General features: G+C 41.3%; 16 protein-coding genes. 15 read left to right on the forward strand and 1 reads right to left on the reverse strand.

The window, feature by feature from the left end; all coding sequences use genetic code 11:
• Positions 1 to 135: 135 nt before the first annotated feature.
• The 13 genes from MKY42_RS03125 to MKY42_RS03185 all read left to right on the forward strand — a co-directional run bounded on the left by MKY42_RS03125 (position 136) and on the right by MKY42_RS03185 (position 13,196).
• Positions 136 to 1,071: a deaminase domain-containing protein gene (locus tag MKY42_RS03125; protein ID WP_339848460.1), complete on the forward strand. Its 936-nt coding sequence runs from the start codon at positions 136 to 138 to the stop codon at positions 1,069 to 1,071.
• A 17-nt stretch (positions 1,072 to 1,088) separates the two neighbouring features.
• Complete coding sequence (locus tag MKY42_RS03130; protein WP_339848462.1) at positions 1,089 to 1,775, forward strand: Imm3 family immunity protein; 687 nt, start codon at positions 1,089 to 1,091, stop codon at positions 1,773 to 1,775.
• Between the two features lie 276 nt (positions 1,776 to 2,051).
• The gene (locus MKY42_RS03135; RefSeq protein ID WP_339848464.1) at positions 2,052 to 2,501 is read left to right on the forward strand and encodes an SMI1/KNR4 family protein; all 450 of its coding nucleotides are present in this window, start codon (positions 2,052 to 2,054) and stop codon (positions 2,499 to 2,501) included.
• Between the two features lie 528 nt (positions 2,502 to 3,029).
• Positions 3,030 to 3,452, forward strand: coding sequence for a hypothetical protein (locus MKY42_RS03140; RefSeq protein ID WP_339848466.1), 423 nt, complete (start codon positions 3,030 to 3,032; stop codon positions 3,450 to 3,452).
• An 86-nt stretch (positions 3,453 to 3,538) separates the two neighbouring features.
• A complete protein-coding gene (locus MKY42_RS03145; protein WP_339848468.1) occupies positions 3,539 to 3,904 on the forward strand; it encodes a hypothetical protein in 366 nt (121 codons plus the stop codon).
• Positions 3,905 to 4,206: 302 nt separating this feature from the next.
• Positions 4,207 to 6,066 carry an HNH endonuclease gene (locus MKY42_RS03150; protein WP_339848470.1) on the forward strand — a complete coding sequence of 620 codons (1,860 nt, stop codon included), beginning with the start codon at positions 4,207 to 4,209 and terminating at the stop codon, positions 6,064 to 6,066.
• Between the two features lie 2 nt (positions 6,067 to 6,068).
• A complete protein-coding gene (locus MKY42_RS03155; protein WP_111621645.1) occupies positions 6,069 to 6,503 on the forward strand; it encodes an SMI1/KNR4 family protein in 435 nt (144 codons plus the stop codon).
• Between the two features lie 107 nt (positions 6,504 to 6,610).
• A complete protein-coding gene (locus MKY42_RS03160) occupies positions 6,611 to 7,942 on the forward strand; it encodes a CdiA family toxin C-terminal domain-containing protein (protein ID WP_339848475.1) in 1,332 nt (443 codons plus the stop codon).
• A 19-nt stretch (positions 7,943 to 7,961) separates the two neighbouring features.
• Positions 7,962 to 8,327, forward strand: a complete 366-nt coding sequence (cdiI, locus tag MKY42_RS03165) for a ribonuclease toxin immunity protein CdiI (protein ID WP_111621647.1) — start codon at positions 7,962 to 7,964, stop codon at positions 8,325 to 8,327.
• 522 nt (positions 8,328 to 8,849) lie between these two features.
• Positions 8,850 to 10,094: a hypothetical protein gene (locus MKY42_RS03170; protein WP_339848478.1), complete on the forward strand. Its 1,245-nt coding sequence runs from the start codon at positions 8,850 to 8,852 to the stop codon at positions 10,092 to 10,094.
• A 9-nt stretch (positions 10,095 to 10,103) separates the two neighbouring features.
• The gene (locus MKY42_RS03175; RefSeq protein WP_339852687.1) at positions 10,104 to 10,385 is read left to right on the forward strand and encodes a hypothetical protein; all 282 of its coding nucleotides are present in this window, start codon (positions 10,104 to 10,106) and stop codon (positions 10,383 to 10,385) included.
• An 18-nt stretch (positions 10,386 to 10,403) separates the two neighbouring features.
• Positions 10,404 to 11,681, forward strand: a complete 1,278-nt coding sequence (locus tag MKY42_RS03180) for a suppressor of fused domain protein (RefSeq protein WP_339848480.1) — start codon at positions 10,404 to 10,406, stop codon at positions 11,679 to 11,681.
• Positions 11,682 to 11,954: 273 nt separating this feature from the next.
• Positions 11,955 to 13,196, forward strand: a complete 1,242-nt coding sequence (locus tag MKY42_RS03185) for a M48 family metallopeptidase (protein WP_339848482.1) — start codon at positions 11,955 to 11,957, stop codon at positions 13,194 to 13,196.
• Positions 13,197 to 13,299: 103 nt separating this feature from the next.
• Here the strand turns inward: MKY42_RS03185 and MKY42_RS03190 are convergent, their stop codons facing one another.
• Positions 13,300 to 13,581, reverse strand: a complete 282-nt coding sequence (locus MKY42_RS03190; protein ID WP_090904236.1) for a transposase — start codon at positions 13,579 to 13,581, stop codon at positions 13,300 to 13,302.
• Between the two features lie 395 nt (positions 13,582 to 13,976).
• On the opposite strand from MKY42_RS03190, the gene MKY42_RS03195 reads away from it, so the two are divergent.
• A complete protein-coding gene (locus MKY42_RS03195; RefSeq protein ID WP_017690840.1) occupies positions 13,977 to 14,165 on the forward strand; it encodes a hypothetical protein in 189 nt (62 codons plus the stop codon).
• A 233-nt stretch (positions 14,166 to 14,398) separates the two neighbouring features.
• The gene (gene map, locus MKY42_RS03200; RefSeq protein ID WP_339848484.1) at positions 14,399 to 15,160 is read left to right on the forward strand and encodes a type I methionyl aminopeptidase; all 762 of its coding nucleotides are present in this window, start codon (positions 14,399 to 14,401) and stop codon (positions 15,158 to 15,160) included.
• Positions 15,161 to 15,522 lie beyond the last annotated feature (362 nt).

The raw sequence follows: 15,522 nt of genomic DNA on the forward strand, positions 1-15,522 counted from the left end.
GGCGGCGTTCCACATGGTCATGGAGATGGGCCAGATGGAACCTCATGCGGTGCCATGAACGATGGCAAGCTCAAGACCAATGCGGCTTTAATGCCTTCATCTCTAGCGGAACTGGGAGAACCAATCAGGTAGGCTATGGGTAAAATGACCGCAGGCGCAGCAGCCAGTGTTCCATGGCGAGTTCAGCGGGTGAGGCTGAGCAACGGCCAGACCGTGCCGGTGATTGTGAAGAATGACAGTCACATGTTCTCGGATGCAGGTGGAAATCGTGGGAAAGGCAGTGGTTCTGGAAATTCGAAGGGATCGCCGAACACTTCTCATGTGGATTCGAGAGAGAGTAGTGCGCCATCGAAAGGAACCGTTTCTAAAGAATCGTCTAATTCTTCAAGCGTTACGCCGGTTAAGCCGAAGGATCCACCAATACCTAAAGAAGCTCCATCATCGAAAGATGGAACTAAGGCCAGGGATGGGAAAACTGAGGAGACGGGTAAAGGTGTTATAGAACAAGGTTTCACACCATATGAAAACAGGTATGCTCTCGATCCTAAAACCGGACAATTAATAGATTTCAACTGGGTAACTACAAGAAAAGTTGATCTAGTAGCTGATGCATATATTGTTGAAAGAGTGAGTGAGCTAAAAAGTCGTTTATCAAATACAGTATTAAAAAAGGGTGGGAACTTTGGATATGCAGAAGTAGACATTCCTACATTAAATCAAAAAGAATTTTATTCTTCTAGTCAAGTTGATCAGTCATCTGGGAATCCCAATTTGAATGGTTTTTCTTTCAAACCAGATAAACCAGTATTTAAGGCTACAAAAGCACCTGATATTAAGGGAGATGTTTTTATAAGGGATACAGATACGGAATACAAAATATTGAATGATTTAGCTGAAAAGATAGGTGATGATCCTACTGCTACAGGAAAAGTGAAGTTATTTACTGAAAAGGATACCTGCGGAAGCTGTAATAATATAATTACTCAATTTAAAGAGAAATATCCTAAAATAGAGGTTGAAGTGATTCATAATAGTGGTGATTTAGTCCCCCCTAAAAAAACTGATTTATAAAAGGTGGTAATTATAGTATGGATCTAAAATGGGAATATGATGAATTATTCGAGTCTTTTGTGGAAGATTATAATTCTTATAAAAATAATAATATGAGTGATAGGGAATCTTTAGCAAGGACATTCGGTGAGTATGAAACAGTACTGAATGAAGGAGAGATGGAAAAAGCAGTTATCCATGTTTTGTATGGAGAGTTATTGTTGAGGCAATCGAAAGTTCTAGTTACTGCAAAACAAAGAACTAAAGAGGATTTACTTTCAATTAATTTGAATAAACTTAAAATGGAAATTACAGATGATCAATTTAAGGATATACTGGTCCGTAGAGATGAAGTCTTACAGGAATTAGATATGAAAAAATTAGATTATTGTCCTGAAGTAAGGTGGTATTATTTTGAAATTATAGACAAAGTAAAAGAGTATTTCCTCAGTCAAAATCTTGAAGTGCTTAGTCAAGTTGAGATAGTTAATAATATTTTGGAACGATTTAAAAGAGATTGCATGAATACTTTAAGTGAAAATATTACTATTAAAACAACCTTACTTGAAATGTTATTATTAAATGACATACCTTTAAGTGAAAATATCAGAATTTTAAAGAGTGAGTTAGAGAATTTTGATTTTAATGAAGTTGGAGAGCAATTGTCAGAAGATGAAAAGTTAGACTTATCTATCCGGATTAAGGAAGTACTGCGTAAACTCTAAAAGTAGTCCCTATATGACTCAAATTAATTACTTGAACTTTGATATTATTACCAGTAAAGGGTAAAAATTGTTTCAATTTCAGCGTGACAATAAGATCTTACAATACAATTAATAAAGCCATAATGTGAGATTCTATCCGCATTGTGGCCTTTTTTTTGCCCTTGTCCCTATGTCGATGTAACCAAAGAAAATAATACATGGTGAATTTACCCATAGTGAGGGAATATCTAAAGTTAATGGGAAAGATAGTGAATAAATTAATAAAGGTGTGTAACTATGGTGCAAATAGATGGATCACATGAACCAATTACTTTAGAGGAAATTAATAAATTTCAGCGCAAGTTTAATTTAAATTTTACTGAGCAATATATAAAATTCTTATTAGAATCAAATGGCGGAGATCCTTCACCAAGCATGTTTAAAATTTCTGATGAACAAGGAGCGGGTGTACTTAATATTTTTTATGGTATTGGTGATATGTACAGTAATTTAGAAGAATATATAGATATTTATGAATATAGGCTTCCAACAGGCTTTATTCCTATTGGAAACGATCCATCAGGAAATATGATTTGTTTGGGATTAAATGAAAAGTACTACAATAACATATATTTTTGGGATCACGAACAAGAATCGGAGAATCCAGATGATATGAAAAATATGTACTTCCTTGCAAATGATCTTAATGAATTTTTAGATTCACTGTATGATGACGAAGAAGAATAAGTTAGAAACATTTTATTCTTAAGTATTTTAAAGGGTAATTGAGTGATTTAGATCTTCAACATATTGAATGAGTAGTATAATATTACTTACTTGTTAAATAGGCAGGCTACCCAGTACCGATTAAACAATTATCCAACCAGTAGCATACTTAACCCTTGTAATACTACAATAAAGATTTCTTCAATTTGCATACATTGAACAGGTTAATTATGCTTAGACACCGCCATGATTGACTTGTTTTTTGTTGTAAACGATGACAGATCTTTTATGATACAAGGTAGAGTATTTGACTGTTATGCTCCTCAAGGGGAGTTTTCAAAAAATAAGATTAAAGAAATACAAGGTTAAACGAAAAAACAAGCAACAAGAATTATTTTGAACCTTGATGACTTTAATCCTAGTGACATAGATATTTTAAAACAAGAGATATTGAGAAAGGCTAACCCTAATGGTGATTTGAAATACTTACAAAGTTGCTTGTTGTAAAAGACGGTAAAATCACTAGATGGTTTTGGAAAGGTAATTAGCATGGAAATGACATATTATTTCTTCAATAACTTTCATGGAAGTGAAGAGGTTGAAGATTTTCTTCTGCATCATGTAGAAAATCTTATTGGAAATAAAAGTGCTCTTAGGTTTGCAAAACAAGAAGAAAGTGAGGAAGGTGAAGGAGATACATTATATGTTAAATGCGATTTTTTCAGCTTCACCACTACATTATTCGATGTAAAGAATATATCCAGGGACTATGATGTCAATGTGAATTATGGATTGGAGTTTAATATATACGAAAATGGTAATAGGAAATTCATTGAGTTTTTAGGTAATCTACTAAAAAGCAATGACGGAGGGGCGTTACTTTTAAAAGATTCTGAATATAAAATATTAGAGAGAAGAAAAAACAATATACTCGTAGATAGTCACTTTTTAATGCTGATTATGAAGCATTAAATCTTCCTTACATTCAGGGGACATACAAAAAAATTTGTCTACGGATTGAAGGTAACTTTACTACAAACGAAATCAAACTTGAAGGTGTGAAAATAGTTGAGGACCATGAGAATCATTATAAGGTTAAAGTGGTGGAAGACCCCGACTACTCTTCAGAATTTACTATCAACTGGGGGGATTTACAGCTTCATATTAGTAATGTTGGAACAGCAATAAATTTAATCTGTAATCAAATTTTTGGCCCTAATGATACTTCAAGATTGAAGAGGTTATTGTGTTTCTTTGAGCAATTCACAATTAAATTTACTGGCGACTATCAATTAATGATGATACAAGGGTATTGGGAGCAAAGAAAAAGCGTTTTATTAGCAAGAAAAAATGGAAGAGTAACGGTTAATAACCAGGCTGAGGAGGCATGCCTACTATCCGAGATCAATTTTAAAGATGGATAGTTTGATAATTCTCAATTTGAACGAGAATTAAGTTTTGTCAGAGCGAATTTCCAATTATCAAAACCGATGTATCAAATTCAAAAACTGTATTGAACGATGATTCACATCGGATAATACCCAGTGCCGAACGAACTCATTATTGAACTAATAACACGTTTAACCCATGTAATACCCGTCTAAAGGTTTCTCGATTTGGGTTGTACGCACATCAAATGCTTTTTATAACTTAAATAGTGCTATTCCGATACATCAAACAGGTTGATTATGGTCAGATACCACCATGATTGACCTGTTTTTTTGTTTTGCCCGAACCCGGAGCGAAAGTGAAACTGTATTTCCCAAGTGCGGAAGAAGACGAAGCCATGGTGATGCAGTCGGTTCGTCAGGAACCAACGGAAGCGGGACATGTGGAGAAGAGCGGTAAAATGATGCAAGACCCGGGTGTAAAGTCTTTCGGTAACCCACAGGGGAAATCGTTCACCCTTGGCGACAGCGAACTTGTCATGAACGCCCAAGAGGGCGCCTTGTATATCTCGATGGCTGCGGGTAACGGGGTTACATTGAACAGCACAACCCACGTGCAGATCCAATGCATGGGTGACCTGAACATCAGCGGAGCTAGCATCAGTCTTGAGGGTACAGAAGGTCTGTATATTCAGACGATGACAGATCATGTGGAACTTGTAGAAGAGGTTAATGGAAAGAGTGAGAATGTAGTCCTGGAAGCCGAGATCCATCGTTCCTTTGACATGATTCAGTCTGCGTTCGACCAGAGTCTGGCCAGTATGGGAGAGAGCGCGCTGAAGGAAGCGCGGCTGAAACGAAACTGGGAAGCACGTGAAAAGGGCAAATTGGACGGTGTGATCGAAGAGGGAAAAAGCCTGCTCAGTATGGTCGGTGATGTGGCTGACCTTGCATTTACAGGGATCGTCGGGGGTGACAATGCCCAGGGATTATACAGCTGGGTCAAGGGAGAAGAAGTAGGGTCATTAACGGAGCGGAATGCCACGGTACAAGGAACGATTACGGGCGTAAATAACGTCATTGATTATACGGGAGACTTGGTCACGGGCCAGAAATCAGGGAAAGAGATCTGGCAGGATGTATCCAGTGCGGGAGAAGCGTATGCCAAGCCGTTCATGGACCTGAAAGGCGAAGACTACCGTACCATGCTGACCCTGAAGGAACAAGAGAGTTACGACGCTGGTCGGAACGATGTCAACGCTGCGGTACGGGTTGTTGATACGGTAACGGCTGTAGCTGGCGGAGCATCCTTGGTCAAAAATGGCGTCAAGGTGCTCAAGGGTGGTGGTAAGAAGTCTGGTCATGCAGATGGAGATGGAGCCAAGGGCGGCGTTCCGCATGGTCATGGAGATGGGCCAGATGGAACCTCAGGTGGTGCCATGAAGGATGGCAAGCTCAAGACCAATGCAGCATTAATGCCTTCATCCCTTGCGGAACTGGGGGAACGAATCAACCAGGCCTTGGGTAAGATGACCGCAGGCGCAGCAGCCAGTGTTCCATGGCGAGTTCAGCGGGTGAGGCTGAGCAACGGCCAGACCGTGCCGGTGATTGTGAAAAATGACAGTCACATGTTCTCCGATACAGGTGGAAATCGTGGGAAAGGCAGTGATTCTGATAGCTCGAAGGGATCGCCGAGCACTTCTCATGTGGATTCGAAGAAGACAGGGAAATTAGAGCTCTCTGATTTTACGAAGGAACTCATGGAGACGAAGCCTATGAATTCTCCTAGACCTGAGAAATGGTACAAGAAAGGAGGCACTATCTCAATTAATGAAAACGGAACTTGGACTTATACTAACAAAGAGGGAAAGTCAGTAAGCTATCCAGAAGGGTATCCTGATTTTTCGGATTACTACCATCCTACTGTTAAACCAGTTAAGATAAAGGTAGCATCTCCCAAAAATCCTAAAAAAGATTTTGAAGAGGCTAACTTAGCATCAGGCTTGAATAAAAATTCTGATCCTTCGGTGCCGAGTAAAAATGAACCCCCAGATGGGTATACTTGGCATCATCACGAGGATGGTGAAACCATGATCCTAGTAGAATCTGATATTCATGATGAATTCAAACATATTGGAGGACAATCTACAGTTAATGGAAAAAACAAGTACAGATATAAGAAGGGTGAGGGAGAATAAGTATGGCTAAAATTATAAGAGTACATGATACGATATCATTAGAACAAATTGAAGCTTTTGAAGATAGAACCAATGTAAAATTTCCAGTACAATATAAAAAATTTTTGACAGAGTTTAATGGTGGGCGTGTGGAGCCGAACGTCTTTAAAATTTCACCAGAAGAAGGTGAAAGTGTAGTAAATATTTTCTATGGAATCGGAAGTATGAAAGGTAATTTGGAAAAAAAGTTTGATTTTTTTGATGAAATATTAGAGATTGGATTTATCCCTATTGCAAGTGATCCAGGTGGAAACCAAGTTTGTTTGGGCGTAACAGCAGATTTTTATGAAGAAATTTATTTTTGGGTTCATGATGAAGAGTATGATGATGTAATGGATAATATGCACTTCCTAGCGAAGAATATTGAAGAGTTTCTTGATAATTTATATGATGACTAATAAATTGAATACTGTTCAACTTAAAATAACGATAAAATAAAAAAAGGCTTATTCCTACTGTTATTAAATAGCAGGGATAAGCCTTTTTTGTATCCTTCCCTTTGAAGATGATTGAACCTGTGATGACTGCCACCTATCCTCAAGAAAGGATTAAGGGTGCAAATAATACCATCGATTATACGGGAGACCTGGTCACGGGTCAGAAATCAGGGGAAGAGATCTGGCAGGATGTATCCAGTGCGGGAGAAGCGTATGCCAAGCCATTCATGGACCTGAAAGGCGAAGACAACCGCACGATGCTGACCCTGAAGGAACAAGAGAGTTACGACGCTGGTCGGAACGATGTCAACGCTGCGGTACGGGTTGTTGATGCGGAAACGGCTGTAGCTGGCGGAGCATCCTTGGTCAAAAATGGCGTCAAGGTGCTCAAGGGTGGTGGTAAGAAGTCTGGTCATGCAGATGGAGATGGAGCCAAGGGCGGCGTTCCACATGGTCATGGAGATGGACCAGATGGAACCTCAGGTGGTGCCATGAAGGATGGCAAGCTCAAGACCAATGCAGCATTAATGCCTTCATCTCTCGCAGAGCTGGGAGAACGAATCAACCAGGCCTTGGATAAAATGACCGCAGGCGCAGCAGCGAGTGTTCCATGGCGAGTTCAGCGGGTGAGACTGAGCAACGGCCAGACCGTGCCGGTGATTGTGAAGAATGACAGTCACATGTTCTCCGATACAGGTGGAAATCGTGGGAAAGGCAGTGATTCTGGAAGTTCGAAGGGATCGCCGAACACTTCTCATGTGGATTCGAGAGAGAGTAGTGTGCCGAAAGGAATCGTATCTAAAGAGTCAGCTACGTCTTCAAACGTTACACCAACTAAGCCGAAGGATGCATCTAAACCTAAAGATGCTCCGTCATCGAAAGATGGAACTAAGGCCAGGGATGGGAAAACTGAGGGGACGGGTGATACCGTACCAGTAATAAAGAATAATTTCGAGTATTTAGATGGTTTTGACGATCACTTAATTAATGCACAAAGTATTGTAAGAAAAGGGAACAAAGGAGTTGTGGGAGGTCACAATTTAGAAAGTTTCGAAAAAATATTAACAGATCAAGGCTGGAGTCTTGAAGACCTTATCGTTTCCAAAACCCCACATCCTACAACCCCTGGAATCTATCAAATCCAATATAGACTTCCAGCCCTTGATAGGGAATTGAAAGTAATACCCGGTCAGTATAAAAATATTTCACATCCAAAAACTGTATATGATCCAAAAGTAATCTCGAATGATCAAATTATACAGTGGGGAAAAGAAGCGATGGCGAATGGCGAAATTGTAGGTAGGGAAGTTCGAGGGACAGCATCGAATGGTTTGAAGTTCACGGGATACCTTGATGAAAATGGAAAGGTGACGAACTTCTTTCCGACCATATCAGAATAATTTCTAGGAGGATGATTTGATGAGTGTCAAATTAACAGAGAAAGAATTATTGGAAATGTATTATCGACACCTTGAAGGGAAATATTTTTTAGATGCACTTAAAAACTATTGCAATGGAAATGGGTTTGGCGGTAGTGAGAGTGTTTGGTGTGTTTTTGCAGGTGAGTTAGATGAGTGGGAGGAAGGTTATTTCGGAGATGCGGGAGTTTGCTATTTTTTTGACTACCCCGCAGTAGAAGAAGATCAAAAAATTGTATTGGATTATTCCACTTTCTATCAGTATCTAAATGAAGCAAGTAAGGACTATTTAATACGGAATCCAAATGTTAAGGGTGAGGTTGAAGCTCGATTAGAGGAAATCAAACAAAAGTTCAATATTGGATAATGATTTTTAACAAGAAAGTCAAAAGGGTTTATTTATTCTGATATTGAGTAGAGTGCATAAGTTAGTAAGCGAATTTGGAGCAAATCTATTTTTGGGTTTGTCACGATTTATGTGTATCCATCGTTCTGTATAGGGCCATAATGCGAGCTAACCGCCGTGTTGTGGTCTTCTTTGTTTCGGTCACTGTCTCAGTGGCTGATGAATAGAACCTACCCAGTGCGGGTGGTAAAACCGCCCTTGCCTTTTGAGAGAAGTATCCTCACCGCATTAGACGTTGACGGTGGGGGTGGATAAACTGGCAAAGTATTTACGTGAAGAGAGTCATAATACGGGAGGGTTAGGTATCACCATGCGGATATCTATGTGGAAATACTGGAAGGTCCCGTATACCAAGTAGTAGCCTAAGTCAGTACGAATCAAGAGAAATTAGTAGTGAAGTGCTTGATATAATGGATAACGCTTGGTACTACAAGCAGATCGATATGAGTGTTTTTTTTGATATCTTAAATACTAAAGAACAATGTGCTGGAGCGGAATGCCACGGTACAAGGAACGATTACGGGCGTAAATAACGTCATCGATTATACAGGAGACTTGGTCACGGGCCAGAAATCAGGGCAAGAGATCTGGCAGGATGTATCCGGTGCGGGAAAGGCGTATGCCAAACCGTTCATGGATCTGAAAGGCGAAGACAACCGCACGATGCTGACCCTGAAGGAACAAGAGAGTTACGACGCTGGTCGGAACGATGTCAACGCTGCGGTACGGGTTGTTGATACGGTAACGGCTGTAGCTGGCGGGGCATCCTTGGTCAAAAATGGTGTCAAAGTGCTCAAGGGTGGTGGTAAGAAGTCTGGTCATGCAGATGGAGATGGAGCCAAGGGCGGCGTTCCGCATGGTCATGGAGATGGGCCAGATAGAGCCTCAGGCGGTGCCATGAAGGATGGCAAGCTCAAGACCAATGCGGCTTTAATGCCTTCATCTCTTGCAGAGCTGGGAGAACGAATCAACCAGGCTATGGGTAAAATGACTGCAGGTGCAGCAGCCAGTGTTCCATGGCGAGTTCAACGAGTGAGGCTGAGCAACGGCCAGACCGTGCCTGTGATTGTGAAGAATGACAGTCACATGTTCTCCGATACAGGTGGAAATCATGGGAAAGGCAGTGATTCTGGTAGCTCGAAGGGATCGCCGAGCACTTCTCATGTGGATTCGAAGAAGACAGGGAAGTCACAAAATGTGGAGTCTAGTCCTTCATTCATTTCACCGAAGGTTGAGGCATCCAAACCCCAAAATACATGGATTCCCAAAGATAGTCCATCTGAAAGTACCAAGCCGAGGACTAGAAATCACCAGGAATACTATGATCCACATCTGAATCAACAGAGTATTTCCAAACTAAATGCAGCAGCAGATGAAGGAATCATTACTCCCAACCAATGGACCGGGAAATTGGAATGTAAGAGTGGGGATCTGGAACATCTAACACAACGTGAGTTACAAGAGATTAATAAGCTGCTCATCGCTGGGAAAAATGTGGATGCAGATCGGATTATGACATTACGCAATCAGTCTTCGAAGCTTGCAGAAGATTATTCTGATAAAGTTAAGGAAAGTAACGGATGGGAGCTCAGCAAGGAATATCCTGCATCCAGGCAGGATTCCGTAGTACTTGGAAAGGAACTAGAAGAAGCAGGTATTACCCGTCCGCCGGATTCTCAAGCGCATCACCTCGTGCCTGTAAAAGGGGGGCTCCGAGAGCTAATCTAGAAGTATGGAATTAACATCAATTCCTCGGCAAACGGAGTCTTTCTTCCTCAGAAAGCAATGTCGGACTGGCCGGGGCAAGTGACGCATTTCCCGTTCAACAACATAGATAAAAAAGGGAATCCTATGTTCAGACATGGTCAGGAGTATATTGATTACATGAAAGAGAATTTACGAGATATAGATACATCTAATTTAAGTCCAGAAGTAAAGAAAGAGCGTATTTTATCTTTTTTAGAGGAAACAAGGGAAGGTTTGTTAACCGGTAAGTTGGAAATTCTATATCAAGATTAGTGAAATGAGGAGATATAAATGAAAGTTTGGAAGCTGTCTGAGGACTCTGTTAATCAATTACTTGATTTTACAGAAGTACGAGGAGTGAACGAGGGTATTAATAAAGGGAACTCACTCGCTAAATTATGGAATGAAGTAGAGATGATTACGTATAGTGAAGGAGAATCTGCTGATATTTACAGCATCGCAAGTCAAGTAACAGATTTAGTTTTGAAAGAGCGTGCTGCGAATATATTAAGTGATTTACTAGAAGACAAGGTTGAACTTTTGCCAGTACATCATAATAAAGAGAAATACTACGTAATGAATATATTGAATATTTTAGATTGTGTTGATATAGATCAGTCTATACCTAGTAAATATGGTGGATTTAAGAATTTTGTATTTGAGGAAAATGAAATTCAAAACCAGCACATTTTCAAGACGTTGTCTTACAACTACGAAATCCAGAATGAGCCGTTTATTTCGAGTCAAACGTTTGTTTCCGATGAGTTCAAACAACGCGTCGAAGAGGCAGGGTTACAGGGATTTCGCTTCCGTTTAGCTTGGTCAAGTGAACCCGAAGTCTACGTGGAACGTAATCCACAGATTCGAGTAACGGATCGTCAGGATGCGGAAGCACATATCGGCACATTCTATGGACCTATTCATAATATGATTCCCGCAGATTCGAACGATGCAGGCGACCCGGAAATCTATATAACCGAACCGACTCCTGCCGTACCGTATCAAACGCTCGTTTCTTTTGGAAACAGTTACTTCCGGGGTGTGACACCAGCTTCGCTGGACACCGGATATGCAGAAATTGTTATGCATCTACCAGCGGATGCGCAGTTGACGAAAGAAAACTGGGAGAATCGTCCGCTTGGCTGGGTCTTACCTATGATGCGGCATTTTGTAAAAGAAATCATGCAGCGTGGATATTTTATAGGGCAGTGGCTTGTCTTTCCCAACCAAAGTGAAGAGGATTTGGCGGACACGTATCGGGAAATGTTTAGTGAGACAGGAGTACCTGCGCATACACAAATCCTGCCGTACGACGATAGTACCTCCTACTGTGGAGTCATGATTGTCCCACCGCTTCCACAATGCGCAGAAGCGTTGAATATGCCGTACCGGGATGAGGGGAAGGAGATGGAGGGCGAATGGCCGATCTATTTCCATACGTTGCTGCCCTTGTACCGGGAGGAGATTATACACTTTTTTGAGAAAGGCCGGGATTCCCTGATCAGCAAGTTGATGGCCAATGGCGTTGAGGCAGTATATCAGTGGGATCGGAAGAATAGTTGTCTGTAGGTAATTGAAATACTTGAAGATATAGAATAAGAAGCTTTTAAATAAAACAGATTGATCTCGGTCAAAGGGGATCAATCTGTTTTTTGTTGAAAACTTTAGTGATAAGAACATATTTGAAAAATAGAAGTGCGTATATACACATTCAATTTGAGACTTTCTACATATTCAAAATATTCCATAAACTTCCGATTTAAATTTAGATAAAAGGGAGGGGATAGCAAGCTTCATTCGGAATTTAACATTACATAGTGTAGTTGAGGAGTGAAAGGAATTTTGCATTACACAGAGCAAGAGACTTGTCCGGAATGTGCAAACAAGATGAAAGTGAATCCGGGGTATAGCACCTGGTGTGAGAAGTGTAATTGGAATGTTTATGAGGATGAAAGAGGACAAGGAACTGATAAGGGGGTAAACGGAACGGACGGGAATGGTAATGAACGATCATCAGACCGATTGTTAGAGGAGCTTAAGTATAACGTCAATCGGGAACTTCCCTTCACTAAACAGAGGTTTTACACCTATTTGGTTGCTCTAATCGTGCATCTGTCAACGTTATCCATTTTAGGCGTAGCAATCTTTTTCTTTTCAACCAATTCAACATGGCTGGGTATATTTGGTATTTCGTTGCTTTTCCTCTGGATCACAATTATATTGCCATACCGGAAGCGGCTTCCAGGCAGGGTGATCTCTAGAGACGATTATCCAGAACTGTATGGAATGATTGACGAGATTGGGGAGCGATTGAATGTTCCACCTGTGGATATGGTCATCATTAGTGAAGAATATAACGCATACAACCTGCATCTCAAAAGAAAAAAGAGAGCACTTGTCCTGGGCATTCCCTTTTTTGCAGCCCTAACGTTACAGGAGAAGATAGCCGCCATCAGTCACCATATGAGTCAATTTGCACATCCGAACATTTCCAACAGCTCATTGGTCGAGAGAGCCATGCATGTACTGAATTCTTGGATTGACACCGTTGATCCACAAGATAGCGGCCTGTTATATTGGGTGGTGTTTCCACTTATAATACTACGCTTATTGTTATTTGCTGCTATAGGCGGTATCTATGTATTGTTAATCAAAAGCATGCGGAATGAGATGCAGCGAGTATTCTACATCGCAGATAATGAAGCATCGGAGACAGCTGGCAGTGAGGCAGTGTTATCTCTATTATTGAAGGCCGAGATGGAAGGTCTTTTTGCACAAACGGCTGAACAGGTTGCGGAATATCAATATAACAAAGAGCTGTATGAGGAGTTTAGAAAACGGATTTCTGCCGTTCCAACTCAGGAAATTCTTCGTATTCAGCGGATACAGGAAATGAATGATACTCAAAACCGTACCTACCATCCTCCAATGAAGAATCGCATCGAATTGATACGTGAGCACTGGGCGATGATTCCTGCGTATCAGCCGGATGCTGCTAAAGAACGAAGAATCAATGAGGAGTTTCGACAGCTGGAACAGCGTTCCCAGAAAATTCTTCTTAACGATCTAAGGGATGCAAGTTAACTCTCTGTATTCTCAATTGCATATAGTATAGAAAACAGGGCAGCACCAACCAATGATTGGTATGATGCGCCCTAGTTTTAAAGTGATTTATTGCGTTTAGAACTTAACGGTCGCCACGCTGAAAATGTCTACGTGGATGTGTGGTCTTGCCAATCTTATCGGTGTCATTCTCTTTAGGAACCAAACGCTCGTCAGTACGACCATCGTGATGGTTGTCAAAAGCGAATTCCGTCAGTTCCCATTCTGTCTTGCCGAGAACGGGATCGGCCGGGAAGTGTTGTCCGCGATGCAGATGTTCTTCTTGTCCGGCTTCGTTGGTATATATTCCGTCCACTTCCACCTTTTCATGCGAAAGGGGCAGCATTTCTTTATCCTTTTGATCCATAAAACAACGCCTCCTTGATCCCAGTGTTTTAACTGTATGGGTTGTCCGTGATAATATCCCCCGAATAGTTCAGTGTTATGCTGGATATATTAGTTCCGTATAGAAGTATCGTATTTGTAAAAATAATTCGGAATTAAACTTTTTGGGCATAGAAACCGTTATAAATATTAGGTAAGATTGTCAAGTCGTAAGATACTTCCGAATATGCTACAATAAGATTATGATTCAAACCGAATCATATCGGGTATTTATAGTGTCAGGTACTTGCTTAAGCAAGGGTTCCCGACCTAAAGCTTGCTTTGAGCCGCGCACACAACTTCATGAATGGCATTTAAGACTTATTCGGCATTCTCTAAACGGAGCATTCACTTTCAACGTTTTGGGAGGGAATTACAATGGCAACGAAAGGTCACAATGAGGTCAAAGAAAGTTTGAGGGAAATGACTCGGATTTTCCGTCCTAAAGATCCAAAAAAATTCGTGAAGGAGTACGTGAGAAAATACCGGATTACGGGTGGATACGAGGAAGAATTGACTTCTGTGGTTGAGCATGAGCTTGTCAAGATGGATTCTTCCGTGTCCTGAAACACACACAACTCTGATTATACTGTTCCGATATGAATAGAACCGTCTCCCGGGCTTTAAGCTCCGGCAGACGGTTTTTTTTGTTCTGAAAATAATATGTACATACTTGCAATGGGTCACCCGCTTACCTAAAAGAAAACCGAATAAGCAGCATAAGCTTTGTTCCATTTTTGGGGGCTTTGTTCCTTGCCTGCTGCATATACATGGAAGTACACATATGGCAGGAAGGATGAATGCATGTGGACCCTATTTTAAAAACGAAAGAAGAGATCGGCTACATGCGGGAAGCGGGACGAATCCTGCGAAGCTGTCACGAGCAGATTGAAAAATGGCTTGCCCCCGGAGTGACGACAGGAGATATTGACGAGCGGGTGGAGGCTTTTCTGGCTGAGAGAGGAGCTACACCTGAGCAAAAGGGGTATAGAGGTTATCCTTACGCTACATGCGCTTCAGTTAATGAAGTGGTTTGCCACGGCTTCCCTGATGACCGGAAATTGGCCCAAGGGGATGTAGTGACTATTGATATGGTGGTGAACAAAGACGGCTGGCTTGCCGATTCTGCATGGACGTATGGGATCGGTGAGCAACGAAGGTCCATCAGCAAGCTAATGCATCGAACGGAAAGGGCACTTCATAAGGCGATAGCACAGGCCGTGCCAGGAAATACGCTGGGGGATATTGGAAACGCGATTGAACGGACAGCAAGGCTGTATCGTTACGGGATTGTGAAGCCTCTTATTGGTCATGGGATCGGTCAATATATCCATGAACCACCAAACGTCCTCCCTTACGGGAAACGTAGAACAGGTATGATGCTGACAGAAGGCATGGTCATTACAATTGAACCCATATTTACAAAAGGCAGCTCTGGAGCGGTTGTATGGGATGAGGATGGCTGGACGGTGAGAACGGTGGATGGAAGCTGGGGCGTTCAGTATGAGCATACGGTAGCCATAACAAATGATGGTCCCCTTATATTAACTGACGGGACTTAGATGCTGTATCTATGGGAAGCTGGTAAGAGCGTGTGTAATGGTGTCCGGGATGTTCAATAGGTTCAGGCTCCATGCCGTTTGGTTCTAAAAGGGAGCGGTATGGAGCTTTACTGCGGCTTCCAGTAGTTGTAAGAGAGACAACCTGGTGCATGCTTTTCTGTTTTGCATAATACTGCATGTTTTCAATGTGAGAAATATCGGCAAAAAAATCAATTTCATCACCGAAATTTGGCAAAAATTTTCAAAAGTAGAGAGTAATATTTTTAAGTGAAATCGGTTACAAATCAAGTTGTGGTGCGGTTTTTTACATATAGTGAACAATTTGTGAACATGTGTCCAAAGATTGACAAAATCATACCCTC

The sequence above is a fragment of the Paenibacillus sp. FSL W7-1088 genome, assembly GCF_037969855.1.
In the GTDB taxonomy this organism is placed as follows: domain Bacteria; phylum Bacillota; class Bacilli; order Paenibacillales; family Paenibacillaceae; genus Paenibacillus.

Coding starts and splice junctions, on each gene's coding strand:
- MKY42_RS03125 (WP_339848460.1), top strand. CDS start 136: ATGGGTAAAATGACCGCAGGCGCAGCAGCCAGTGTTCCATGGCGAGTT.
- MKY42_RS03130 (WP_339848462.1), top strand. CDS start 1,089: ATGGATCTAAAATGGGAATATGATGAATTATTCGAGTCTTTTGTGGAA.
- MKY42_RS03135 (WP_339848464.1), top strand. CDS start 2,052: ATGGTGCAAATAGATGGATCACATGAACCAATTACTTTAGAGGAAATT.
- MKY42_RS03140 (WP_339848466.1), top strand. CDS start 3,030: ATGGAAATGACATATTATTTCTTCAATAACTTTCATGGAAGTGAAGAG.
- MKY42_RS03155 (WP_111621645.1), top strand. CDS start 6,069: ATGGCTAAAATTATAAGAGTACATGATACGATATCATTAGAACAAATT.
- MKY42_RS03160 (WP_339848475.1), top strand. CDS start 6,611: ATGATTGAACCTGTGATGACTGCCACCTATCCTCAAGAAAGGATTAAG.
- cdiI (WP_111621647.1), top strand. CDS start 7,962: ATGAGTGTCAAATTAACAGAGAAAGAATTATTGGAAATGTATTATCGA.
- MKY42_RS03180 (WP_339848480.1), top strand. CDS start 10,404: ATGAAAGTTTGGAAGCTGTCTGAGGACTCTGTTAATCAATTACTTGAT.
- MKY42_RS03190 (WP_090904236.1), bottom strand. CDS start 13,581: ATGGATCAAAAGGATAAAGAAATGCTGCCCCTTTCGCATGAAAAGGTG.
- MKY42_RS03195 (WP_017690840.1), top strand. CDS start 13,977: ATGGCAACGAAAGGTCACAATGAGGTCAAAGAAAGTTTGAGGGAAATG.
- map (WP_339848484.1), top strand. CDS start 14,399: ATGCATGTGGACCCTATTTTAAAAACGAAAGAAGAGATCGGCTACATG.